This is a genomic window from Variovorax sp. ISS6 (assembly GCF_056523145.1).
This window is the reverse complement of sequence record NZ_JAWRZC010000001.1, coordinates 4,028,279-4,049,022: the sequence shown is the minus strand read 5'-3', so window position 1 is coordinate 4,049,022 and position 20,744 is coordinate 4,028,279. Positions and strand designations below refer to the sequence as shown.

At 70.0% G+C, this 20,744-nt stretch carries 21 protein-coding genes; 8 read left to right on the top strand and 13 right to left on the bottom strand.

Annotation, left to right across the window (positions count from 1 at the left end; all coding sequences use genetic code 11):
• Positions 1–7 precede the first annotated feature (7 nt).
• From ssuD to AC1HIL_RS18810, 5 genes are all read right to left on the bottom strand, one after another.
• Complete coding sequence (gene ssuD / locus AC1HIL_RS18830) at positions 8–1,177, bottom strand: FMNH2-dependent alkanesulfonate monooxygenase (protein ID WP_093341529.1); 1,170 nt, start codon at positions 1,175–1,177, stop codon at positions 8–10.
• Positions 1,177–2,133: a sulfonate ABC transporter substrate-binding protein gene (locus AC1HIL_RS18825; RefSeq protein ID WP_479672411.1), complete on the bottom strand. Its 957-nt coding sequence runs from the start codon at positions 2,131–2,133 to the stop codon at positions 1,177–1,179. The genes ssuD and AC1HIL_RS18825 overlap by 1 nt, the downstream gene beginning before the upstream one ends.
• A 38-nt stretch (positions 2,134–2,171) precedes the next feature.
• Positions 2,172–3,209: a sulfonate ABC transporter substrate-binding protein gene (locus AC1HIL_RS18820; RefSeq protein ID WP_479672410.1), complete on the bottom strand. Its 1,038-nt coding sequence runs from the start codon at positions 3,207–3,209 to the stop codon at positions 2,172–2,174.
• Positions 3,210–3,338: 129 nt separating this feature from the next.
• Positions 3,339–3,923, bottom strand: coding sequence for an NADPH-dependent FMN reductase (gene ssuE, locus AC1HIL_RS18815; protein ID WP_479672409.1), 585 nt, complete (start codon positions 3,921–3,923; stop codon positions 3,339–3,341).
• Positions 3,924–4,029: 106 nt separating this feature from the next.
• Complete coding sequence (locus AC1HIL_RS18810) at positions 4,030–5,073, bottom strand: sulfate ABC transporter substrate-binding protein (protein ID WP_057593402.1); 1,044 nt, start codon at positions 5,071–5,073, stop codon at positions 4,030–4,032.
• 143 nt (positions 5,074–5,216) lie between these two features.
• Here AC1HIL_RS18810 and AC1HIL_RS18805 point away from each other — a divergent pair, with 143 nt between their 5' ends.
• Together AC1HIL_RS18805 and mnmC are read left to right on the top strand one after the other, a co-directional pair.
• Complete coding sequence (locus AC1HIL_RS18805) at positions 5,217–5,489, top strand: oxidative damage protection protein (RefSeq protein ID WP_057593392.1); 273 nt, start codon at positions 5,217–5,219, stop codon at positions 5,487–5,489.
• 19 nt (positions 5,490–5,508) lie between these two features.
• Positions 5,509–7,371, top strand: coding sequence for a bifunctional tRNA (5-methylaminomethyl-2-thiouridine)(34)-methyltransferase MnmC2/FAD-dependent 5-carboxymethylaminomethyl-2-thiouridine(34) oxidoreductase MnmC1 (mnmC, locus tag AC1HIL_RS18800; RefSeq protein ID WP_479672408.1), 1,863 nt, complete (start codon positions 5,509–5,511; stop codon positions 7,369–7,371).
• 6 nt (positions 7,372–7,377) lie between these two features.
• On the opposite strand, the gene AC1HIL_RS18795 is transcribed toward mnmC, so the two are convergent.
• A complete protein-coding gene (locus AC1HIL_RS18795) occupies positions 7,378–7,707 on the bottom strand; it encodes an antibiotic biosynthesis monooxygenase family protein (RefSeq protein ID WP_479672407.1) in 330 nt (109 codons plus the stop codon).
• A gap of 101 nt (positions 7,708–7,808) precedes the next feature.
• Here AC1HIL_RS18795 and AC1HIL_RS18790 point away from each other — a divergent pair, with 101 nt between their 5' ends.
• Together AC1HIL_RS18790 and AC1HIL_RS18785 are read left to right on the top strand one after the other, a co-directional pair.
• Positions 7,809–8,711, top strand: a complete 903-nt coding sequence (locus tag AC1HIL_RS18790; RefSeq protein ID WP_057593395.1) for a transglutaminase family protein — start codon at positions 7,809–7,811, stop codon at positions 8,709–8,711.
• Between the two features lie 180 nt (positions 8,712–8,891).
• Positions 8,892–10,412 carry an alpha/beta hydrolase family protein gene (locus AC1HIL_RS18785; RefSeq protein WP_479672406.1) on the top strand — a complete coding sequence of 507 codons (1,521 nt, stop codon included), beginning with the start codon at positions 8,892–8,894 and terminating at the stop codon, positions 10,410–10,412.
• Between the two features lie 66 nt (positions 10,413–10,478).
• Here AC1HIL_RS18785 and AC1HIL_RS18780 read toward each other — a convergent pair whose 3' ends face one another.
• The 3 genes from AC1HIL_RS18780 to AC1HIL_RS18770 form a co-directional block, all read right to left on the bottom strand.
• Positions 10,479–11,402: a crotonase/enoyl-CoA hydratase family protein gene (locus tag AC1HIL_RS18780; RefSeq protein WP_479672405.1), complete on the bottom strand. Its 924-nt coding sequence runs from the start codon at positions 11,400–11,402 to the stop codon at positions 10,479–10,481.
• 116 nt (positions 11,403–11,518) lie between these two features.
• Entirely contained in the window at positions 11,519–13,012 is a 1,494-nt protein-coding gene (locus tag AC1HIL_RS18775) for an ATP-binding protein (protein ID WP_082321634.1), read from the bottom strand.
• Positions 13,009–13,734 carry a response regulator transcription factor gene (locus tag AC1HIL_RS18770; RefSeq protein ID WP_057596730.1) on the bottom strand — a complete coding sequence of 242 codons (726 nt, stop codon included), beginning with the start codon at positions 13,732–13,734 and terminating at the stop codon, positions 13,009–13,011. The genes AC1HIL_RS18775 and AC1HIL_RS18770 overlap by 4 nt, the downstream gene beginning before the upstream one ends.
• A 97-nt stretch (positions 13,735–13,831) precedes the next feature.
• Between AC1HIL_RS18770 and AC1HIL_RS18765 the strand changes: the two genes are divergently transcribed.
• The 4 genes from AC1HIL_RS18765 to msrA all read left to right on the top strand — a co-directional run bounded on the left by AC1HIL_RS18765 (position 13,832) and on the right by msrA (position 16,476).
• Positions 13,832–14,464, top strand: a complete 633-nt coding sequence (locus AC1HIL_RS18765; RefSeq protein WP_479672404.1) for a cytochrome b/b6 domain-containing protein — start codon at positions 13,832–13,834, stop codon at positions 14,462–14,464.
• Between the two features lie 31 nt (positions 14,465–14,495).
• Entirely contained in the window at positions 14,496–15,287 is a 792-nt protein-coding gene (locus AC1HIL_RS18760) for a molybdopterin-dependent oxidoreductase (protein ID WP_479672403.1), read from the top strand.
• Between the two features lie 108 nt (positions 15,288–15,395).
• Positions 15,396–15,650, top strand: coding sequence for a pentapeptide MXKDX repeat protein (locus AC1HIL_RS18755; RefSeq protein ID WP_261205940.1), 255 nt, complete (start codon positions 15,396–15,398; stop codon positions 15,648–15,650).
• A 121-nt stretch (positions 15,651–15,771) separates the two neighbouring features.
• On the top strand, positions 15,772–16,476 hold the full coding sequence (gene msrA / locus AC1HIL_RS18750; RefSeq protein ID WP_057596726.1) for a peptide-methionine (S)-S-oxide reductase MsrA: 705 nt from the start codon (positions 15,772–15,774) through the stop codon (positions 16,474–16,476).
• A gap of 10 nt (positions 16,477–16,486) precedes the next feature.
• On the opposite strand, the gene AC1HIL_RS18745 is transcribed toward msrA, so the two are convergent.
• The 4 genes from AC1HIL_RS18745 to AC1HIL_RS18730 are packed head-to-tail and all read right to left on the bottom strand — an operon-like array spanning position 16,487 to position 20,734.
• Positions 16,487–17,338, bottom strand: coding sequence for a DeoR/GlpR family DNA-binding transcription regulator (locus AC1HIL_RS18745; RefSeq protein WP_412179600.1), 852 nt, complete (start codon positions 17,336–17,338; stop codon positions 16,487–16,489).
• 15 nt (positions 17,339–17,353) lie between these two features.
• Complete coding sequence (araD, locus tag AC1HIL_RS18740) at positions 17,354–18,052, bottom strand: L-ribulose-5-phosphate 4-epimerase AraD (RefSeq protein ID WP_057596725.1); 699 nt, start codon at positions 18,050–18,052, stop codon at positions 17,354–17,356.
• Positions 18,039–19,697 (bottom strand): ribulokinase, encoded by a 1,659-nt coding sequence (locus AC1HIL_RS18735; RefSeq protein WP_479672402.1) that lies wholly within the window; start codon positions 19,695–19,697, stop codon positions 18,039–18,041. Before AC1HIL_RS18735 ends, araD begins: the two co-directional genes overlap by 14 nt.
• A 5-nt stretch (positions 19,698–19,702) precedes the next feature.
• On the bottom strand, positions 19,703–20,734 hold the full coding sequence (locus AC1HIL_RS18730) for an ABC transporter permease subunit (RefSeq protein ID WP_057596723.1): 1,032 nt from the start codon (positions 20,732–20,734) through the stop codon (positions 19,703–19,705).
• Positions 20,735–20,744 lie beyond the last annotated feature (10 nt).

The following is a 20,744-nucleotide window of genomic DNA, read 5'->3' as shown; positions in this document are numbered from 1 at the left end:
GTGTCCTTCAGCTTTGCGAGACGAGGCGCGAAGGCGCGTCGAGGTTGGCGACGACCTCGCCGAAGGGCCCGCTCAGCGAGCCGCCGGCCAGCCGGGCCTTGGCCTTGCGCGAGAGCAGCGGGAACACCAGCTCGGCGAAGCGGTAGGCCTCCTCGAGGTGCGGGTAGCCCGAGAGGATGAAGCGGTCGAGCCCGAGCGCGGCGTATTCCTCGATGCGCGCGGCCACGGTCTTCGCGTCGCCGACCAGCGCCGTGCCGGCACCGCCGCGCACCAGCCCCACGCCGGCCCAGAGGTTGGGCGCGATCTCGAGTTCGGCGCGCGTGCGCCTGGCGCCGCCCGCATGCAGCGCGGCCATGCGGCGCTGGCCTTCGGAGTCCATGCGCGCGAAGGCGGCCTGGGCGCGGATCACGGTCTCGTCGTCGACGCGGCTGATCAGGTCCTCGGCCGCTTTCCAGGCCGCTTCCTCGGTCTCGCGCACGATCACGTGCAGGCGGATGCCGAACTGCACCTGGCGGCCCTGGCGCTCGGCGCGCGCGCGCACGTCGGCGAGCTTCTTCGCCACCTCGGCCGGCGGTTCGCCCCACGTGAGATAGGCATCGACCTGCTCGGCCGCGAGCTCATGGGCCGCGGCCGACGAGCCGCCGAACCACACCGGCGGATGCGGCTTCTGCACCGGCGGATAGAGCAGCTTGGCGCCCTTCACGCTCAGGTGCTTGCCTTCGTAGTCGAAGGCCTGGCCGTCGTGGCTGCGCGCGAGGATCTCGCGCCAGATGCGGATGAACTCGGCCGACTGCTCGTAGCGCGCGGCATGGTCGAGGTAGACGCCGTCGCCCTCGAGCTCGGCCTGGTCGCCGCCGGTCACGAGGTTCACCAGCAGGCGTCCGTTCGAGAGCCGGTCGAAGGTCGCGGCCATGCGCGCGGCCAGGCTCGGCTGATGCAGGCCGGGCCGCACCGCGACCAGGAACTTGAGCTTCTTCGTCGCGCCGATCAGGCTCGAGGCGATCACCCACGGGTCCTCGCACGAGCGGCCGGTCGGGATCAGCACGCCCTCGTAGCCGAGGTGGTCGGCCGCGCCCGCGATCTGCTGCAGGTAGTCGAGGTCGACCGGGCGCGCGCCTTCGCTGGTGCCGAGGTAGCGGCTGTCGCCGTGCGTGGGCAGGAACCAGAAGATCTGCATCACGCGATCCCCGTGGCGGCTTCGAGCACGTTGATCTTCTTCGGGATCAGCTTGAGGTCGAAGAAGGTGTCGGCGATCTTCTGCTGCTCGCCGAGGATGGCCTTGGTGATCGGCGTGGTGCCGTAGGCGGTGCGCGCCACCGTGAGGTCGGCCACCGGCTTGGGCAGGCCCCACAGCGCGGCCAGCTCGTTCGCGAGATCGCCGCGGTTGGCCGAGCCCCAGGCGTCGACCTTGTTGAGTTCCTCGATCGCGATCGCCACCACGTCGGCGTTCTTCGCGGCGTAGTCGAGCGAGGAGAAGTAGTAGGCGCGGTTGCCCACCACGCCGGTGGCGTCGGCCAGCACGCGCGCCTCGAGCGTCTTCTCGGCCGCGGCCAGGAACGGGTCCCAGATCACCCAGGCGTCGATCGAGCCCTTCTCGAAGGCCGCGCGCGCATCGGCCGGCGGCAGGTAGACCAGGTTCAGGTCGGCATACGACAGGCCATGCTTCTCGAACAGCTTGACGATGAAGTAGTGGACGTTCGAGCCCTTGTTGAGCGCGATCTTCCTGCCCTTGAGTTCGGCCACCGTCTTGATGGCCGAGCCCTTGGGCACCAGCACCGCTTCCGACTGCGGACGCGGCACCGTGGCGCCCACGTAGGCCAGCGGCGCGCCGGCGGCCTGCGCGAAGATCGGCGGGGCCTCGCCCACGTCGCCGAAGTCGATCGAGCCGACGTTCAGCGCCTCGAGCTGCACCGGGCCGGCCGTGAACTCGGTCCACTTGAGGCTCACGCCCAAAGGCGCGAGGCGCTTCTCGAGCGTGCCGCGGCCCTTGAGGATGTTGAGCAGGCCCTTCTGGTTGCCGATGCGGAACTGGCGCGCGGGCGCCTGCGCCAGCGCACCGAAGGCGGAAGGCAGCGCGATGGCGGCGGCGGTGCCCTGCAGCAGGCGGCGGCGCGGGAGGGAGATGGTGGTCATGGCTGGTGTGGCTTGCGAAAGATGAAGGGGACCGGTGCTCAGGGCTGGGCCGCGACGACGGCGTCGCCGACCTTGATCGGCTTCGGAATCAGCTTGAGCGCGTGGAAGGTGTCGGCGATGCGCTGCTGGTCGGCGGCGACCTCGGGCGTGATCGGCTTCACGTTGAACTCGTAGCGGCGCAGCGCGAGCTCGACCACGTCGACCGGCAGGCCCTGCAGCGGTGCGATCAGCTCGGCCGCCTGGCGCAGGTTCTTCTTGAGCCAGATGCCCTGGGCCACCGAGTCCTCGAACAGGGCCTCGATCACCTTCGGGTTGTTCTTCACGAAGCCGCGCTCGCCCAGGTAGTACTGGTAGTTGCTGACCACGCCCGGCGTGCCGTCGGCGAGCACGCGCGCGCCGGTGGCTTTCTCGGCCGCGGCCTGGAACGGATCCCAGATCACCCAGGCGTCGACGTTCTTGCTCTCGAAGGCGGCGCGGCCATCGGCCGGTGCCAGGTACACGGGCTGGATGTCGCTGAACTTCAGGCCGTTCTTCTCGAGCTGCTTCACGAGCAGGTAGTGCACGTTGCTGCCCTTGTTGAGCGCGACCTTCCGGCCCTTGAGGTCGGCCACCGACTGGATCGGCGAATCCCTGGTGACCAGGATCGCCTCGGCGCGCGGCGCGGCCGGGTCGTAGCCGAAGTAGACGAACCTGGCGCCCGCGGCCTGCGCGAAGATCGGCGGCGCCTCGCCCACGTAGCCGACATCGACGGCGCCGACGTTCAGGCCCTCGAGCAGTTGCGGGCCGGCCGGGAACTCGACCCACTTCACGCCCACGCCCAGCGGCGCGAGGCGCTTCTCGAGCGAGCCCTGCGCCTTCTGCAGCACGAACAGGCTGGCCGACTTCTGGTAGCCGATGCGCAGCTCCCTGGCGGCGCCGGCCTTGCCCTGCGCATGCGCGGAGGTGGCGGACAGGAAGCTCACGATCAGTGCGATCGCGGCGACCACGACGATGCTGACGGCGAGGTCGCGCAGCGCGCGCCAGAGCGAGCGCGGCGGCACGTCGAGCACGGAGTCTTCGGTGGCAACGGGGTTCATGCGGGGTGGTCCTTGGACTGAATCGAAACTGGAGGCGAAGCCATCCCCGCGCGGCGCACAGCGCCGCGTTCGGAAGGGTCGGGAATGGGATGAAGCGGTCGTGGCGGCCGGGCCGTGCGCCGGCCGGCTTCAGACGCTACATCGCACGCGCGAGAACGGCACCGGCTCGAAGCCGTGTGTCGCCGGCAGCTTCAGCCCCTCGGTGGCCAGCACCTCGACGGCCTCGTTGAGCCGCTCCTCCAGGTCGTTGTGCACCTGGTAGGCGTTCTCGGGCGTCAGCGCGATCTGCGAATCGCTCGCGTAGACGCCCGGCAGGATGTGGCGCGCCGACAGCGACTGCAGCACGGGCCGCAGCGCGTAGTCGAGCGCGAGCATGTGGTGCGGGCTGCCGCCGGTGGCCAGCGGCAGCACCGTCTTGCCCTTGAGCGCGTTCTGCGCCAGCAGGTCGAGGAAGACCTTGAGCACGCCGCTGTAGGCGGCCTTGTAGACCGGCGTGGCCACCACGATGGCGCGGGCCCGCGTCACCTGGGCGATGGCCTGCACGATGGCCGGATGGTTCCAGTCCGCCAGCAGCAGCGCCTGCGCCGGCAGGTCGCGGATCGCGAGCCGTTCGATCTGCGCATGGCGCCGCGCCAGGCGCTCGGCCACCGCGTCGAGCAAGGCGGTGGAGCGCGAGGGCGCCGAGGGGCTGCCGGCAATCAGGAGAACGGACACGGAAGGCTTTCGGGTGGCGGTATCGGAAGGGTCGAAGCGAACCGGTCCCTGGCATCCGCCGCAGCGGGCGCCATCGGGGTCGGTCGCAGCGGGGCGAATGCCGCGCTTACTTCTGCTTGGCGGTGTAGATCTGGTCGAACGAGGCGCCGTCGGCGAAGTGGTCCTTGTCGGCCTTGGCCCAGCCGCCGAAGGCCTGGTCGATGGTCACCAGCGTCAGCTTGGGGAACTGCTTCTCGTACTTGGCCTTCGCCTTGTCCGAGGTCGGGCGGTAGAAGTTGCGGCCCGCGATGTCCTGGCCTTCGTCGGAATACAGGTACTTCAGGTATTCCTCGGCCACGGCGCGCGTGCCCTTCTTGTCGACCACCTTGTCGACCACCGCCACGGTGGGCTCGGCCAGGATGGAGATCGACGGCACCACGATCTCGAACTTCTCGGGGCCGAATTCCTTCAGCGCCAGGAAGGCCTCGTTCTCCCAGGCCAGCAACACGTCGCCCACGCCGCGCTGGACGAAGGTGATGGTCGAGCCGCGCGCGCCGGTGTCGAGCACGGGCACGTTCTTGAACAGGTTGCCGATGTATTCCTTGGCCTTGGCATCGCCGCCGTACTTGCGCTTGGCGAATTCCCAGGCCGCGAGGTAATTCCAGCGCGCGCCGCCCGAGGTCTTGGGGTTCGGGGTGATCACCTGCACGCCGGGCTTGACCAGGTCGTCCCAGTCCTTGAGGCCCTTGGGGTTGCCCTTCTTCACCAGGAACACGATGGTCGAGGTGTAGGGCGCCGAGTTGTGCGGCAGGCGCTTCTGCCAGTCGGCCTTGAGCAGGCCGCCGTGGGTGACCAGCGCGTCGACGTCGCCGCCCAGCGCCAGCGTGGCCACGTCGGCGTCGATGCCGTCGATGATCGAGCGGGCCTGCTTGCCCGAGCCGCCGTGCGACTGCTTGATCGTCACGTCCTGGCCGGTCTTGCCCTTCCAGTACTTGGCGAAGGCCTGGTTGTAGTCCACGTACAGCTCGCGCGTGGGGTCGTAGGAGACGTTCAGCAGCGTCACCGGACCGGCGGCGCTGCCCTGGGCGAACGCCGGCAGTGCCGACAGGGCCATGGCGCCGGCCACGCCGGCACCGAGGGAAAGCTTGATAAAGTCGCGGCGGAGGCTCATGGTGTTGTCTTCGAATGGCATATCAATGAAGCTGCGTATTCTCAATACGACATATAGGAACTGGAACGACCAAGTTTTCAGTTCTAAATAGCTAAATCAACTAAGAGCCGCGTTCCGCGCTCCCCCACCCAAAGGCAATCGACATGGCTCGCATGGTTCAGTGCATCAAGCTCGGCAAGGAAGCCGAAGGCCTCGACTTTCCCCCCTACCCCGGCGAACTCGGCAAGCGCATCTGGGAAAGCGTCAGCAAGGAAGCCTGGGCCGCCTGGCTCAAGCAGCAGACCATGCTGGTGAACGAGAACCGCCTGAACCTCGCCGACCAGCGCGCCCGCCAGTACCTGGCACGCCAGATGGAGAAGCACTTCTTCGGCGAGGGCGCCGACGTCGCCCAGGGCTACGTCCCGCCATCGGCCTGAGGCCGCGCAACCACCTGCAGTGACGGCCGAACCGGTCGCCTGGCGCGCGGACGGCACACCGCACAGCGAACGCTTCGGCGACATCTATCACACGGAGGCCGGCGCGCTCGCGCAGTCGCGCCACGTCTTCCTCGGCGGCTGTGGCCTGCCGGCCGCCTGGGCCGGCCAGCCGCAGTGGCGGATTCTCGAAACCGGCTTCGGGCTGGGCCTCAACTTCCTCGCGACCTGGGCCGCGTGGCGCGCCGATCCGGCACGCCCGCGGCTGCTCCACTTCGTCTCGATCGAGGCCTGGCCTGTCGCGGCCGACAGCCTGCTGCGCGCCGCCGGTGCCTATGAGGAACTCGCGCCGCTCGCGCGCGAGCTGGCCGCGCGCTGGCACGGCCTGCTGCCGGGCTTCCACCGCCTGGCCTTCGACGACGGCCGGGTGCTGCTCACGCTCTGCGTGGGTGAGGTGCAGCCCATGCTGCGCGCCCAGCGCTTCGAGGCCGACAGCCTGTACCTCGACGGCTTCAGCCCGCAGCGCAATCCCGAGATGTGGTCGCCCGAGACGCTGAAGGCGCTCGCGCGCTTCGCGCGCCAGGGCACCCTGCTCGGCACCTGGACCTATGCGCGCGCCGTGCGCGATGCGCTGGCGCAGAACGGCTTCCAGCTCGAACGCCGCCCGGGCCTGCCGCCCAAGCGCGACTGCCTGGGCGCGCGCTTCGCGCCGGCCTGGACCGTGCGCCGGCGCGAGCCGCTGCCCGAGACCGTCGCAACGCCGGGCCGCTGCGCCGTGATCGGTGCCGGCCTCGCGGGCGCGGCCGTGGCGGCCAGCCTCGCGCGGCGCGGCTGGCGGGTCGAGGTGCTCGACGCCGCCGCGCGCCCGGCCGAAGGCGCCTCGGGCTTGCCCGTGGGCCTGCTCGCGCCGCATGTGTCGCCCGACGACGCCCTGCTCTCGCGGCTCACGCGCGCCGGCATCCGCGCCACCTGGAACGAACTGGCGCAGCGCCTCGAAGAAGGCCGCGACTGGCGCGGCACCGGCACGCTGGAGCGCCGGCCCGATGGCGATGTGCGCGTGCCCGCGGGCTGGCAGGCCGACGGGCCCAACGAATCCTGGCCCGCGAGCGCCGCGCAGCTCGCGGCCGCGGGCCTGCCGCACGACGCGCCCGCGCTCTGGCATGCGCGCGCCGCCTGGGTGCGGCCGCGCGCGCTGGTCGAAGCCTGGCTGCGCGAGCCCGGCATCGCGTTCCGCGCTGGCTACCGCGTCGAGCGACTGCAACGCGATCCGGCCACCGGTGGCTGGCGGCTGCTGGCCGAGGACGGTGCCGTGCTGGCCGAGGCCGACCGCGTGGTGGTCGCGATGGGCCATGGCTCGGGCCTGCTGGCGCCGCGCCTGCCGCTGCAGCCGGTGCGCGGCCAGGTGGCCTGCGGCCGCAGCGACGCGGCCTCGTTGCCCGCCGCGCCCGTGAATGGCGACGGCCACCTGATCGCCGGCGTGCCCGAACCCGATGGCGGCGCGCCGCTGTGGCTGGCCGGCGCCACCTTCGACCGCGACAGCCATGACCTGGCGCCGCGCGACACCGATGCCGAGGCCGTGCGCGAACGCGCCGCCCGGCTGCATCCGGCCAGCGCCGAACAGATCGACCAGGCCTTCTCGCGCGGCGAGGCCCAGCCCTGGGTCGGCGTGCGCTGCGCCTCGGGCGACCGCCGGCCGCTGGTCGGGCCGCTCGGCGATACGCCCGAGGACAAGGGCCTGTGGGCCTGCACGGCGCTCGGCTCGCGCGGGCTCAGCTTTGCCGCGCTGTGCGCCGAACTGCTGGCCGCGCAGTGGCATGGCGAGCCGTTGCCGCTGCCGGCGGCGCTGGCCAAGGCGCTCGATACGCGGCGCACCGCGCGGGCCTGAGGGCCGCTACGCGGCGTCCAGCACCGGCAGCAGATGGTCGATGCGCCCATCCCCGTAGCTGCGCACCACCTCCGAGATCACCACCCGATAGCCATCGAGCCAGTTCGCCTGCGCCGCCTTGGCCTGCAGGTGCGAGGGATGCGTCATCAGCGCCTGCAGCGCCTCGAGCGAGCGCCAGTAGTAGACGTTCGACACCAGCCCGCTGGCGCTGTTCTCCCAGCTCTCCTCGCCCAGGTAGCCGGGCAGCGCGCGGGCGGCTTCGGCGATCGCCTGGTCGAGCCGGTGGAAGGCGTCGTCGAACTGGCGGGTGGCGAAGATGAAAGTCGATGCGTACATGGTCCTCCATGGGCGAACGGTGCGGCCACGAAGGCCGAGGGGGCGCGGATTATGCGGCAATCCGGCGTGTTCGCGGCGTCCGAACGCAAGACAATGCGCGCATGCCCAGCACCCAGTACGACATCCGCCACACCACGATCTACCGCTACAACGAGCCGGTCAGCTTCGGGCTGCATCGCGTGATGTTCCGTCCACGCGACAGCCACGACCTGCGCGTGCTGGCCACCGACCTGCAGGTGAGCCCGGCGGCCCACACGCGGCTGATCCAGGACCCGCATTCCAATTCGGTGGCGCTGGTGCAGCCGATGGGCGAGGCCACCGAGCTGCGCATCGTCTGCTCGTTCACCATCGAGACCGTGCCCGCGGCCGCGCAGGACCAGCTCGCGATCGACCCGGCCGCGGAGTTCCTGCCCTTCGCCTATTCGGTGCAGGACCGGCTCGACCTCGAGCACTACCTGCGCCCGCACCACGACGACCCCGACGGCACGCTGATCCGCTGGGCCCACCAGTTCCTGCACACCGACGAGCCCAACAGCACGCGCGAGGTGCTCACGCGCATGAACGCCCACATCGGCCAGAGCCTCGAGTACCTGGCGCGCGACGAGGAAGGCACGCAGACGCCGCTGGAAACGCTGGCGCTGGGCAGCGGCAGCTGCCGCGACTACGCGCTGCTTATGATGGAAGCGGTGCGCCGCCTGGGCATTGCCACGCGCTTCGTCTCGGGCTACATCTACGACGCCGCGCTCGACAGCACGGTGCAGGCCAAGGGCGAGGCCATGACCGGCGCCGGCACCACGCACGCCTGGCTGCAGGCCTGGCTGCCGGGCGCGGGCTGGGTCGCGTTCGACCCGACCAACAACCTCATGGGCAGCGGCCAGCTGATCCGCGTCGGCGTGACGCGCGACCCGGCCCAGGGCGCGCCGATCGCGGGCAGCTGGTACGGCCCGGCCGAGGCCTACGAGGGCCTCGAGGCCACGGTGACGGTCACGCGCCGGCGCAACTGAGGGCCCCGCTGTCGCGCAGGCGATAGCGGCTACGGGAAAGCCCCCACCTTCCACAGGGGCGGCGCCTCTACGCTGCGCCGCCGGTCCGCAGAAAAGCACGGTCGTGCCAGCCCACTGGACACACGCCGCGACCGTGGCGGACGGCATTCCTCGCCCCTCGAAAAACGGAGACAACGAACCATGCATTCCGCGCGCCTCAAGCTCATCGTCATCGCCGCCAGCATCGCCGCCGCTTCCTGCGGCGGTGGAGGCGGCGGTGGCGGGGTGTTCCCGATCCTGCCGCCCGCGCCCGCCCCCGCGCCGCCGGCCCCGCCGCCTCCGCCGCCGGCACCTGCGCCCGAGGAGCGCCGCGCGCAGGACGACCGCAATTCGTTCGCACCGGCCGACCCCACGGCCACCACCTTCGCAGCGCTCGCGGCCGCGGCCGGCGACACGGTCGACAACGCCACCACCAGCCGCTGGGCCGGCGTGCTCGGCGGCGCGGCCTACCGCGTGGAGGTGCCGTCCAACTGGAACGGCAAGCTCGTGATGTACGCGCACGGCTATGCCGGCGAAGGCAACGTGCTCGCGGTCAGCAATCCCTCGATCCGCCGCTACCTGATCCAGAACGGCTATGCCTGGGCCGCCTCGAGCTACAGCAAGAACTTCTACGACGTGCGCGTGGGCGTGGAGGACACCAACGCGCTGGCGCTGGAGTTCAACAAGATCGCCAAGGCCAACGGCCGCGAGCTCGCCGCGCCCTCGAAGATCTACATCACCGGCCACTCGATGGGCGGCCACATCACGGCCGCGGCGATCGAGGACGAGGCTTATGCCACGGCCAACCACAAGGTGCGCTACAACGGCGCGGTGCCGATGTGCGGCGTGGTCGGCGACACCGAGCTGTTCGACTACTTCGCGGGCGCGCAGGTCACGGCGCAGGCGCTGGCGGGGCTGCCGAAGTACCCGACGGTGAACTGGTCGGACATCGTGGCGCAGGTCACGGGCACGCTGTTCACCGACTTCACGGTCTCGCCGATCCCCAACATCACCACCACGCCCACCGGCACCAAGTACGCCTCGGTGATCGAGAACCTTACCGGCGGACCCCGGCCGATGTTCGACCTGGGCTTCAAGTCGGGCGGCTCCTTCGCCTATGTGTGGGGCGTGCTCGGCAGCGACGGCACGGTGAACGGCATCCTCAACAAGAGCACGCTCGACACCAACCGCTTCACCTACACCATCGAAGGCGACGCGGCCGGCTCGACGGCGCTCAACAACTCGGTGCTCAAGCTCACCGCCGTGCCCGATGCCAACCGCCTGCGCCGCGACGGCCTGCGCTGGATTCCCAAGGCCAATGGCGAGTTCAAGATCCCGGTGGTCACCCTGCACACGCTCGGCGACCTCTACGTGCCCTTCAGCATGGAACAGATCTACAACAAGCGCGTGGCGGCCAAGGGCAACGGCGGCTGGCTGGTGCAGCGCGCGGTGCGCGGCATCACCCATTGCGACTTCACGCAGGCCGAGCAGGTCGAGGCCTTCGACGCGATGATCAAGTGGGAACGCGACGGCGTGAAGCCTGCGGGCGACGACGTGGTGACCGCGGCGACGGTGGCCGATCCGGCCTATGGCTGCAAGTTCACCCGTCCGCTCGGCACGGTGGACGAGACGAGCGTCGCCTCGCGCACCGTGGCGGCCGGCGCGCATCCCTGCCCGCCCTGAGCGGCAAGGGATGGGAGCGGTCTTCGGCCCGCTCCCGCCCTCGTCCATCGCCGCAGCCGCGCGCGATCACGAGCGCGCGGCCAGCTTCGCCTCGAGCGCGGCGATCAGCGCCCTCGCCTCGTCGCCTTCGGGGATGTCGCGCCCGCTGTCGCGCCACTGCACCGCGCTCTTGAAGCCCTCGGCCTCGGCCTGGCGGCGGAACCACAGGCCCTCGGGGTTGTGGCGCGTGATGCCGTCGAACACGGTGGCGAACATCTGGCTCTGCTCCAGGCCCATCGAGTGCCAGACCTGGTTGACCACCAGCTTGTGCATCATCAGGTGCGAGCGCGGCACGCCCGCGATGCGCAGCGCCAGCTTCAGCGTGGCGGCGTCGAGTTCTTCGGCCGGCACCGCGAAGTTGGCGAGGCCCCATTCGGCCGCCTGCGCGCCGTCGATGGTGTCGCCGGTGAACATCAATTGCTTGGCGCGCAGCGCGCCGAGCCGGTAGGTCCACATGGCCGTGGTCGGGCAGCCCCACACGCGCGTGGGCATGTAGCCGATGCGCGCGTCGTCGGCCATGGCCAGCAGGTCGCAGCACAGCGCGATGTCGCTGCCGCCGGCCACCGCGTAGCCATGCACCTTGGCGATGGTCGGCTTGGTGCAGCGCCACAGCGCCATGAAGTCGTCGGTGTTGCGCTTCATCGCGGCGTAGTCGAGCATCGGGTCCCAGGGCGTCTTCTCCTGCCGGCACGGATGCTCGCCCTGCCCCTCGCGCCCGTGGCCCTCGGCATAGTCGCCGAGGTCGTAGCCGGCGCAGAAGGCGCGGCCCGCGCCCTCGACCACGATCACGTGCACCTCGTCCTCGGCCTGGGCCCACTCCACCGCGTGGCGGATGTCGGTGGGCGTGGTCTCGGCGATGGCGTTGAGCTTCTCGGGGCGGTTGAGCACGAGGCGCGCGATGCGCGGGTGCTGCGGGTCCTGGTCGATGACGACGGTGCGGAAGTCGGGCATGGGCGGTGTCTCCTGGGTGGATCGTCGGGTGCAGGTCGACGTGCCTGCATCCCGCATCCGCTTGTAGCATCGGCCGCCGCGCGCGCAACCGGCGCTTGCACCGATGCGCCCGGTGCTCAGGCGCCCGAGAGCCGGAAGCGGAACACCGCGCCGCGACCCGCCTGCGGCACCAGCCGGATGTCGCTGCCATGCAGCTGCAGGATGCGCTGCACGAACACCAGCCCCAGCCCGCCGCCGCCCGAGCCGTCGCTGCGCACGCTGCCGGTGAAGGCCGGGCGCGTGAACAGGCTGGGCTGCAGCTCGCGCGGAATGCCGGGCCCGGTGTCGCTGACCTGCACCGTCACGCCCGCGCCCTCGTCGCCCGTGGCCGCCCGCAGCTGCACCACGATCTCGCCGCCGGCCGGCGTGTGGCGGATCGCGTTGTCGAGCAGGTTGGTCAGTACGCGCTCGATCATCCCGAGGTCGGCCGACACCACCGGCAGGCCCGGCGCGATGTCGGGACGCAGCCTCTGCTGCCGCGACTCGGCCGCGAGCTCGAACTTCTGGAACACGTCCTGCACCAGGTCGGCCAGCGCGAAGCGCTCCTTCTCGGGCTTGACCACGCCGTACTCGAGCCGCGCCAGTTCGAACAGCTCCTGCGCGAGCCGTCCCACCTTGCGGCTCTGGTCGAGCGCGATGTCGAGGTAGCGCCGGCGCTCCTCCTCGTCGAGCGTGCCGGCCTTCAGGCGCAGGGTCTCGAGGTAGCCGTGCAGCGAGGTCAGCGGCGTGCGCAGGTCGTGCGAGACGTTGGCGAACAGCTCGCGCCGCTGCTGGTCCTGCAGGGTGAGCTCGCGCCACTGCTCGGCGATGCGCCGCGTCATCTGGGCGAAGGCCTGCGCGAGCAAGGCGATCTCGCCGCCGCCGCGCGCGATGCGCTCGAGCGTGGGCGCCTGGCCCTCGAGCGCGTCGATGCCCTCGGTCTCGAAGCGCCGGACCGCGGCCGTGAGTTCGCGCAGGGGCCGCGTGATGAGCCAGGACGCGGCCGTGCCCGCCACCAGCCCGAGCAGCGCCACCAGCGCCATCGACCACAGGGTGGTGCGCAGCACGTTGTCGGCCGCCACGTTGGCCGCCAGCGCATCGTGGTCCTCGCCCTGCAGCACCACGTAGACATAGCCCGCCTCGCGGCCGTTCATGCGCAGCGGCGCGGCGCTGAAGACCTTGGCCGCCTGCAGGTTGCGCGGATCCTCGCCGAGGATCGGCATCGGTTCGCCCGCGAGCAGGCGGCGCACCGGCGCGAGGTCGACGCGGTCGCGCTTGAGGTGGCCCGGCGGCGCGGCCTGCGCCGCGATGCGGCCGTCGGGCGCGAGCACGTAGAGCTCCACGCTCGGGTTCACGGCCATCAACTGGTCGAACAGCCGCTTCACCGCCTCGGGGTCGAGGCCGCCCGGGCGCATCAGTTCGGCGTTCTGGGCGATGTGCGCGGCCAACCCGCTCGACAGCCGCTGCACCACCTCCTGCTCGTGGCGCCCGTTCGCGCGCAGCTGCAGCCAGGCCGAGGCGCCGCAGCACACCAGCAGCAGCAGCGCGAACACCAGCGACAGCCGGCGCGAGAGGGTGGCCCAGCCCATCATGACCCGGCCTCCTCCTGGCCGTCGGCCGCGAGCTTGTAGCCGCGGCCCCAGACGGTGAGGATGCGACGCGGTGCGGCCGGATCGGCCTCGACCTTGGTGCGCAGCCGGTTGATGTGGGTGTTGACGGTGTGCTCGTAGCCGTCATGCTGGTAGCCCCAGACCTGGTTGAGCAGGTCGAGCCGCGAGAACACCTTGCCGGGATGGCGCGCGAAGAAGTACAACAGGTCGAACTCGCGCGGCGTGAGCTCGATGGCCTTGCCGTCCACGCGCACCTCGCGCGCGAGCGGCTCGATCTCGAGGTTGCCGAGCGCGAGGCTGCCCGACTCCAGCCGCGCATTGCGCGCCAGCGCATCGGTGCGGCGGATCAGCGCCTTCACGCGCGCCACCAGCTCGAGCACCGAGAAGGGCTTGGCCAGGTAGTCGTCGGCGCCGAGCTCGAGGCCGAGGATGCGGTGCACCTCGCTCGAGCGCGCGCTGATGATGATGATCGGGGTGTAACGTGCCATGGCGCGTGCGCGGCGGCAGATCTCGAGCCCGTCGATGCCGGGCAGCATGAGGTCGAGCACCAGCGCGTCCCACTGGCCGCGCTCCAGTTCGCGCAGGCCGGCATGGCCGTCGGCCGCATGCACCACCGCATAGCCTTCGTCGCGCAGGTGCATGCGCAGCAATTCGGCGATGTGGGCGTCGTCTTCGACCAGCAGCACGCGTTTGGGGGTGTCCATGGCGCCAATTGTCCCGCGATACGGATTCCCGAGTTATCACGATTCTTTGAACTTTGCGTGATGAATCGGCCAGGGGGTGCGGCCAAGAATTCGCTCCATGAACAGCACCGCCCTCGCCGCCCCGGACACCCGTCCCATCCACCCGCTGTGGATGCGCCTCACGCACTGGCTCAATGCGCTAGCGGTGCTGGTGCTGGTGACGAGCGGCTGGCGCATCTACAACGCGGCGCCCTTCTTCCCCTTCACCTTTCCGTCCGGGGCCACGCTCGGCGGCTGGCTCGGCGGCGCTTTGCAGTGGCACTTCGCGGCGATGTGGCTGCTGGTGTTCAACGGCTTCGTCTACCTGGCGCTCAACATCGCGAGCGGACGGCTGGCCGCCAAGTTCTTTCCGGTCACGCCCGCCGGCGTGTGGCACGACGCGCTGTCGGCCCTCAAGGGCCGGCTCTCGCATGCCGATCCGCGCCGCTACAACAACGTGCAGCGGCTGGCCTACCTGTTCGTGATGCTCGACATCGTGTTGATCGTGCTGTCGGGGCTGGTGCTCTGGAAGTCGGTGCAGTTTGCTGTGCTGCGAGATCTGCTGGGTGGCTACGAGTTCGCGCGGCGCATTCACTTCTTCGGCATGGCTTCGCTTGTTGCCTTCGTCGCGCTGCATCTGGTCATGGTGGCGCTGGTTCCTCGCACCTTGCTTGCGATGGTGCTTGGGCGTTTGCCTCGGGGAGCCCAATGAATTTCGTGGCTCTTCACAACCAAAGCCAGACATGAGAATCTTCAAAGCCCCAAGGATGACCACCGTCGACAGCGAGGCCGTGGTGCAGGAAGCCCGAGCATTGATCGCGAAGAAGGTGGAGCACCCCGCACGCCGTGCCTTCCTGCAACGCTCGCTGACCCTGGGTGGCCTGTCGCTGCTCACAGGCTGCAGCATCAGCGACGACAGCCACGTCGAGGCCGCGCTCTCGAAGATCTCGCGCTTCAACGACCGGGTGCAGGGCCTGATCTTCAGCCCCACGCAACTCGCCGAGACCTATCCCGCCTCGATGATCACGCGGCCCTTTCCGTTCAATGCCTACTACGGCGAGGACGAGGTCCGCGAGGTCGACGGGGAAAGCTACCGCCTCGAGGTCACAGGACTGGTCGCCGACAAGCGCCGCTGGACCCTGCCCGAGCTGCGTGCCATGCCGCAGCACGAGCAGATCACGCGCCATATCTGCGTCGAGGGCTGGAGCGCCATCGGTCGCTGGGGCGGCGTGCGCTTCGCCGATTTTCTGCGCCACGTCGGTGCCGACACCACCGCGCGCTACGTCGGCTTCAAGTGCGCCGACGACTACTACACCAGCATCGACATGGCCACCGCGCTGCATCCGCAGACCCTGCTGGCACTGACCTACGACGGCGAGGTGCTGCCGCCGAAGTACGGCTTTCCGATGAAGCTGCGGATGCCGACCAAGCTTGGCTACAAGAACCCCAAGCACATCCAGGCGCTGTTCGTCAGCAATACCTATTCAGGTGGCTACTGGGAAGACCAGGGCTACAACTGGTTCGGAGGGAGCTGAGCCGTCGCCCGCGACGACCTGGTTGCCGATGAAAGCGAGAGGCCGAGTTCCTTGCGGACCGCGCCATTTTTTGATGAAGACGAAATCCACTCACTCAGGAGAACCGATATGAACAAGCTCACCGCCACCCTGCTCGCCACCTGCCTGGCCTTCGGTGCCGCCTCCACCGCCTTCGCGGCCGACGAGATGGCCAAGGATGCGATGTCGAAGGATGCCATGGCCAAGGACGGCATGAAGAAGGACGCCATGGCCAAGGATGGCATGTCCAAGGACGCGATGAAGAAGGACCACATGGCGAAGGACGGCATGGCCAAGGACGCCATGAAGAAGGACGCCATGGGCAAGGACGAGATGAAAAAGTAAGGCGCGACGGGCGGCCCCGGCGCGACCGCCGCCGGGCCACCCTCGCTCCGCATTGACGAAAGCCGCGCGGCACGGCATGGTTGCGCGGTCGACGCCGCCACCCCCACCCTCGAGGCACTCCATGAAGACCTTCGCACTTTCGGCGGCCGCCATCGTCGCCGCCGCCACCATCTGGCACGCCGTGCCTTCCGCCGCCGAGCCCGCGCGCCGCGTGCCCGCCCCCACCGCCGACCTCGTGGCGCCACCCGCCGCGAAGACCGAAACCGCCGTCTTCGCGGGCGGCTGCTTCTGGGGCGTGCAGGGCGTGTTCCAGCGCGTGCAGGGCGTGAGCAATGCCGTCTCGGGCTATGCGGGCGGCGATGCCAAGACCGCCAGGTACGACGAGGTCGGCTCGGGCCGCACCGGCCATGCCGAATCGGTGCGCATCACCTACGACCCCAAGCAGATCAGCTACGGCAAGCTGCTGCAGATCTATTTCTCGGTCGCGCACGACCCGACCGAACTCAACCGCCAGGGCCCCGACACCGGCACCCAGTACCGCTCCACCGTGTTCGCCGAGAACGCCGAGCAGGCCCGCATCGCGAAGGCCTACATCGCGCAGCTGAACCAGGCCAAGACCTTCGGCAAGCCGCTGGCCACCACCATCGAGACGGGCAAGCCCTTCTACGCCGCCGAGGACTACCACCAGGACTTCCTCACCAAGCACCCGGACCACGGCTACATCGTCGTCAACGACTGGCCCAAGATCGACGACCTGAAGAAGCTCTTTCCCGAGAGCTATCGGTCGGCGCCGGCGCTGGTGAGTGCGGCCGCGAAGGCCGGTTGAGAGCCCTCGGTCAGCCGCCCGCGATCACCAGCTCCACCCCCTGGGCCGACGCCGCATCGCGCGCCGCCTGCGGCAGCCGCGCGTCGCTGACCCAGTGCGTCACCGCGCCGAAGGGCACCACCGAGACCAGCGCGCGCTGACCCCACTTGTTGCTGTCCACGATCGCGCACACCTGCCGGCTGCGCTCCATCACCGCGTGCTTGACTTGCGTTTCGAGGTGGTTGGTGTTGGTCCAGCCCACCTCGGCATCGACCCCGCGCGCGCCCATGAAGAACAGGTCGAAATGGAAGTTCGCGACCTGGGCCAGCGTCATCGGGCCCACCGCGCTCACGCCGGCGGCGTAGATCTCGCCGCCGATCGCGTAGATGTCGTAGGGCGTGCGGCCCACCAGCTCGGCGGCGATGTTGATGCCGTTGGTGACGATCGCGAGCCGCTTCACGTTCTTCAGGCCCTGCTGGATCGCGCGTGCCACCTCCATCGAGGTGGTGCCGGCGTCGAGGTAGATCGACCAGCCGTCCTGGATCAGCCCGGCCGCCGCCGTGCCGATCTGCTGCTTCTGCGACGAGCCTTCCTGGATGCGCACGCCGAACTCGGTGTCGCGCCCGATCGGCAGCGCACCGCCGTGCACCCGCTTGAGCAGGCCGGCGTCGTGCATCTCCTGCAGGTCGCGCCGCAGCGTCATCTCCGACAGCGTGAAGCGGCGCGCCATGTCGCTGACCCGGCAGGCGCCCTCCTGCGCCAGCACCTTGAGGATCAGCATGTGCCGGTGCTCCGCCGTCGTCGCCTGCAGGGCCTCCTGCCGCGACGGATCGGACGGCGGCTCGAAGGCCTGGGGCGTGGGACGGGAAGCGTTTCGGGTCATCGCGGGTTCGTGTGTCTATCGGGCCTGCCCATAGTAGGCGCCGGCGCCATGCTTGCGTTCGTAGTGCTTGCGGATCACGGCGCTCGGCAGCTCGCGCGCCTGGGGGTCGATCGATTGCGTGAGATAGGCCATCTGCGCCAGTTCCTCGAGCACGCGTGCGTTGTACACGGATTTCATCGCGCTCTTGCCCCAGGTGAAGGGCCCGTGGCACGACACCACGATCATCTCGACCTCCTGCGGCGAGATGCCCTGCATCCGCCGCACGATCTGCAGGCCGGTCTCCTCCTCGTAGTCGCGCGCCACGGCCTCGTCGCTGATGACCTCGGTGACCGGCACCGCCACCGTGAGGTGGTCCGCATGCGTGGTGCCGTAGATGGGGATCGGGCGCCGCGCCTGGGCCCAGGCGACCGCATGCACCGAGTGCGTGTGGCAGACGCCGCCGATGCCTTCGAAGGCGCGGTAGAGCACCGCATGGGTCTTCGTATCGCTCGAGGGCCGCAGGCTGCCTTCGACCACGCGCGACTCGAGATCGACCACCACCATGTCGTCGGCCGTCATCCGGTCGTAGGGCATGCCGCTGGGCTTGATCGCGAAGACGCCCTGGCGGGCATCGAAGGCGCTCACGTTGCCGAAGGTGTACAGCGCCAGCGCCTGCTTCGGGATTTCCAGGTTGGCCTCGTAGGCCTCGCGCTTGAGTTCTCTATGCAGCGTCATGGCCCACCTTCTCCTTCATCCCTTGCACCAAGGCGCCCATCTCGCGATAGCGCCGGAATAGTAAACGATAGGCCGCGGCCTCCGCGGGCCGCGGCTCGTAGACCTGGTCGAAGCCGCAGGCCATGGCCCTCTGCGCGGCGGGAATGTCGGCATGCAGCCCGCATGCGACCGCCGCGCACATGGCGGCGCCCAGCGCCACCGCCTGCTCCGACTTCGCCACGCGGATGCGCTGGTCGAACACGTCGGCCTGGATCTGCATCAACAGCGCCGACTTGCGCGCCACGCCGCCGATCGCGAGCACCTCGTCGATGCGCACGCCCGACTCGGTGAAGCGGTCGACGATCGCCTTCGCGCCGAAGGCCGTGGCCTCGACCAGCGCGCGGTAGAGCTGCGGCGCCGAGCTGCCCAGCGACAGCCCGAACAGCGCACCGTGCAGCGTCTGGTCGGCATAGGGCGTGCGGCGCCCGTTGAGCCAGTCGAGCGCGGCCACGCCGTGCGCGCCCGGCGGCTCCAGCGCGGCGGCGCGCTCGAGCCGCGGCAGCAGTTCGGCGCGCAGCGCCTCGCGCGCTTCGCCGTCCTGCAGCGGCCACTCGAGCACGCGCGCGAACCATGCGAAGGCATCGCCCACGGCCGACTGCCCGGCTTCCAGGCCGATGCCCCCGGCCATCACCGAGCCGTCGACCTGGCCGCAGATGCCCTCGACCACGCGGTCCCCGAGTTCCTCGGTCGGCGCCAGCACGATGTCGCAGGTCGAGGTGCCCATGATCTTGACCAGCGTGTGATGGCGGATGCCGGCACCGACGGCGCCCATGTGGGCATCGAAGGCGCCCACGCCGACCGTCACGTCGCCGGGCAGGCCCAGCCGGTCGGCCCAGGCGGGCGTGAGCGTGCCGATCGGCGTCTCGGCGGTCCAGGTGCGTTCGTAGAGCCGCTCGCGGATGCCGTCGAGCAGCGGGTCGAGCCGGCTCAGGAAGGCCTGCGACGGCAGGCCGCCGTGGCGCTCGTTCCACATCGCCTTGTGGCCGGCCGCGCAACGGCTGCGCCGCAGCTGCGCGGGCGCGGTGGTGCCGGTGAGTTCGGCCGGCAGCCAGTCGCAATGCTCGACCCAGCTCGCGGTGGCCTGGCGCACCCGCGCGTCGTGCCGGAACACCCACAGCAGGTTGGCCCAGTACCACTCGGCCGAATACACGCCGCCGATATGCGCCGTGTAGTCGACGCCGCCCCAGCCGCGCGCGGTGGCGGTGATCTGCTCGGCCTCGAGCGTGGCGCTGTGGTCCTTCCACATCAGGAACATCGCGTTCGGGTTGTCGGCGAAAGCCGGCTGCAGCGCCAGCGGGCGACCGTCGGCGTCGACCGGCGCCGAGGTGGAGCCGGTGGTCGCGATCGACAGGCCGCGCACGCCGGCGCGCACCGCGGGCGCCACCTGCGACAGCGCACCGCGCACCGCCTGGGTCAGCGCCTCGAGATGGTCCAGCGGATGCTGGCGGAAGATGCGCCGCACCGGATCGCAGTACTGGCCGGCGGCCCAGCGCGGAAAGGCCGCCACCGCGCTCGCGAGTTCCTCGCCGGTGAAGGCGTCGGCGATCACGCAGCGGCAGGAATCGGAGCCGAAGTCGACGCCGATGACAGGGGTGATGGAGGTCATGGCGCTCAGTGCTGCGATTGCTTCTGCCGCCATCTGTCGATGATCACCGCGAGCAGGATCACCGCGCCCTTGGCCACGTACTGCCAGAACGAAGAGACGCCGAGGATGGTCAGGCCGTTGTTGATCACGCCGATGATCAGCGCGCCGATGATCGTGCCGCCGATCGAGCCCACGCCGCCCATCAGGCTGGTGCCGCCGAGCACCACCGCCGCGATCGCGTCGAGCTCGTAGCCGGTGCCCCAGTTGCCGTTGGCGCCGAACAGCCGGCTCGCCGACATGGCGCCGGCCAGGCCCGAGAACAGGCCGCTGATGGCATAGACGAACAGCAGCACGCCGCCCACGCCGATGCCCGTGAGGCGCGCCGCCTCGGGGTTGCCGCCCACCGCGTAGATGTGCAGGCCGAGGATGGTCTTGCGCAGGATGACCCACGACAGCAGCGTCACGCCGGCGGCGATCCACACCAGCCAGGGCAGGCCCAGGAAGTCCTCGTTGCCGATCCAGCCGAAGCTAGGGATCTCGCTGTTGAGCACCGTGGTGCCGTCGGCGAACAGGTAGGCGGCGCCGCGCAGTGCGGTCATGGTGCCCAGCGTCACGATGAAGGGATTGATCTTCAGCAGCGCCACCGTGGTGCCGTTGAGCAGCCCCATCAGCAGGCCCGCAGCGAGGAACACCGGCAGCGACAGCGCCGCGTGCGAAGTAAGCGAGGTGAGCATGCCCAGCACCGCGGACACGGCCAGCATCGAGCCCACCGACAGGTCGATGCCCGCCGTCAGGATCACGAAGGTCATGCCGGCCGCGAGCACCAGGTTGATCGAGACCTGGCGCAGGATGTTCATCGTGTTCGCGGTGGTCGCGAAGTTCGAGCCGCCGTCGCCCGACAGGTAGACGGTGAGGCCCCAGAACACGAGGTAGAGGATCAGCAACGCGGGCAGCATGCCCAGGCGCTGGAGGATGCCGGTCGCGCGGCTGGCGCGCGCCGGCGTGCCGCCCGGAGGGGATGCCGGCGGGAGCGCCGGGGAAACGAGTGTCTTGGACATGGCGAGGGTT

What these genes read in the sequence shown, in the direction of transcription:
- ssuD (WP_093341529.1), bottom strand. Translation starts at nt 1,177, where the DNA reads ATGCAGATCTTCTGGTTCCTGCCCACGCACGGCGACAGCCGCTACCTC.
- AC1HIL_RS18825 (WP_479672411.1), bottom strand. Translation starts at nt 2,133, where the DNA reads ATGACCACCATCTCCCTCCCGCGCCGCCGCCTGCTGCAGGGCACCGCC.
- AC1HIL_RS18820 (WP_479672410.1), bottom strand. Translation starts at nt 3,209, where the DNA reads ATGAACCCCGTTGCCACCGAAGACTCCGTGCTCGACGTGCCGCCGCGC.
- AC1HIL_RS18810 (WP_057593402.1), bottom strand. Translation starts at nt 5,073, where the DNA reads ATGAGCCTCCGCCGCGACTTTATCAAGCTTTCCCTCGGTGCCGGCGTG.
- AC1HIL_RS18805 (WP_057593392.1), top strand. Translation starts at nt 5,217, where the DNA reads ATGGCTCGCATGGTTCAGTGCATCAAGCTCGGCAAGGAAGCCGAAGGC.
- AC1HIL_RS18795 (WP_479672407.1), bottom strand. Translation starts at nt 7,707, where the DNA reads ATGTACGCATCGACTTTCATCTTCGCCACCCGCCAGTTCGACGACGCC.
- AC1HIL_RS18790 (WP_057593395.1), top strand. Translation starts at nt 7,809, where the DNA reads ATGCCCAGCACCCAGTACGACATCCGCCACACCACGATCTACCGCTAC.
- AC1HIL_RS18785 (WP_479672406.1), top strand. Translation starts at nt 8,892, where the DNA reads ATGCATTCCGCGCGCCTCAAGCTCATCGTCATCGCCGCCAGCATCGCC.
- AC1HIL_RS18780 (WP_479672405.1), bottom strand. Translation starts at nt 11,402, where the DNA reads ATGCCCGACTTCCGCACCGTCGTCATCGACCAGGACCCGCAGCACCCG.
- AC1HIL_RS18775 (WP_082321634.1), bottom strand. Translation starts at nt 13,012, where the DNA reads ATGATGGGCTGGGCCACCCTCTCGCGCCGGCTGTCGCTGGTGTTCGCG.
- AC1HIL_RS18770 (WP_057596730.1), bottom strand. Translation starts at nt 13,734, where the DNA reads ATGGACACCCCCAAACGCGTGCTGCTGGTCGAAGACGACGCCCACATC.
- AC1HIL_RS18765 (WP_479672404.1), top strand. Translation starts at nt 13,832, where the DNA reads ATGAACAGCACCGCCCTCGCCGCCCCGGACACCCGTCCCATCCACCCG.
- AC1HIL_RS18760 (WP_479672403.1), top strand. Translation starts at nt 14,496, where the DNA reads ATGAGAATCTTCAAAGCCCCAAGGATGACCACCGTCGACAGCGAGGCC.
- AC1HIL_RS18755 (WP_261205940.1), top strand. Translation starts at nt 15,396, where the DNA reads ATGAACAAGCTCACCGCCACCCTGCTCGCCACCTGCCTGGCCTTCGGT.
- msrA (WP_057596726.1), top strand. Translation starts at nt 15,772, where the DNA reads ATGAAGACCTTCGCACTTTCGGCGGCCGCCATCGTCGCCGCCGCCACC.
- AC1HIL_RS18745 (WP_412179600.1), bottom strand. Translation starts at nt 17,338, where the DNA reads ATGACCCGAAACGCTTCCCGTCCCACGCCCCAGGCCTTCGAGCCGCCG.
- araD (WP_057596725.1), bottom strand. Translation starts at nt 18,052, where the DNA reads ATGACGCTGCATAGAGAACTCAAGCGCGAGGCCTACGAGGCCAACCTG.
- AC1HIL_RS18735 (WP_479672402.1), bottom strand. Translation starts at nt 19,697, where the DNA reads ATGACCTCCATCACCCCTGTCATCGGCGTCGACTTCGGCTCCGATTCC.
- AC1HIL_RS18730 (WP_057596723.1), bottom strand. Translation starts at nt 20,734, where the DNA reads ATGTCCAAGACACTCGTTTCCCCGGCGCTCCCGCCGGCATCCCCTCCG.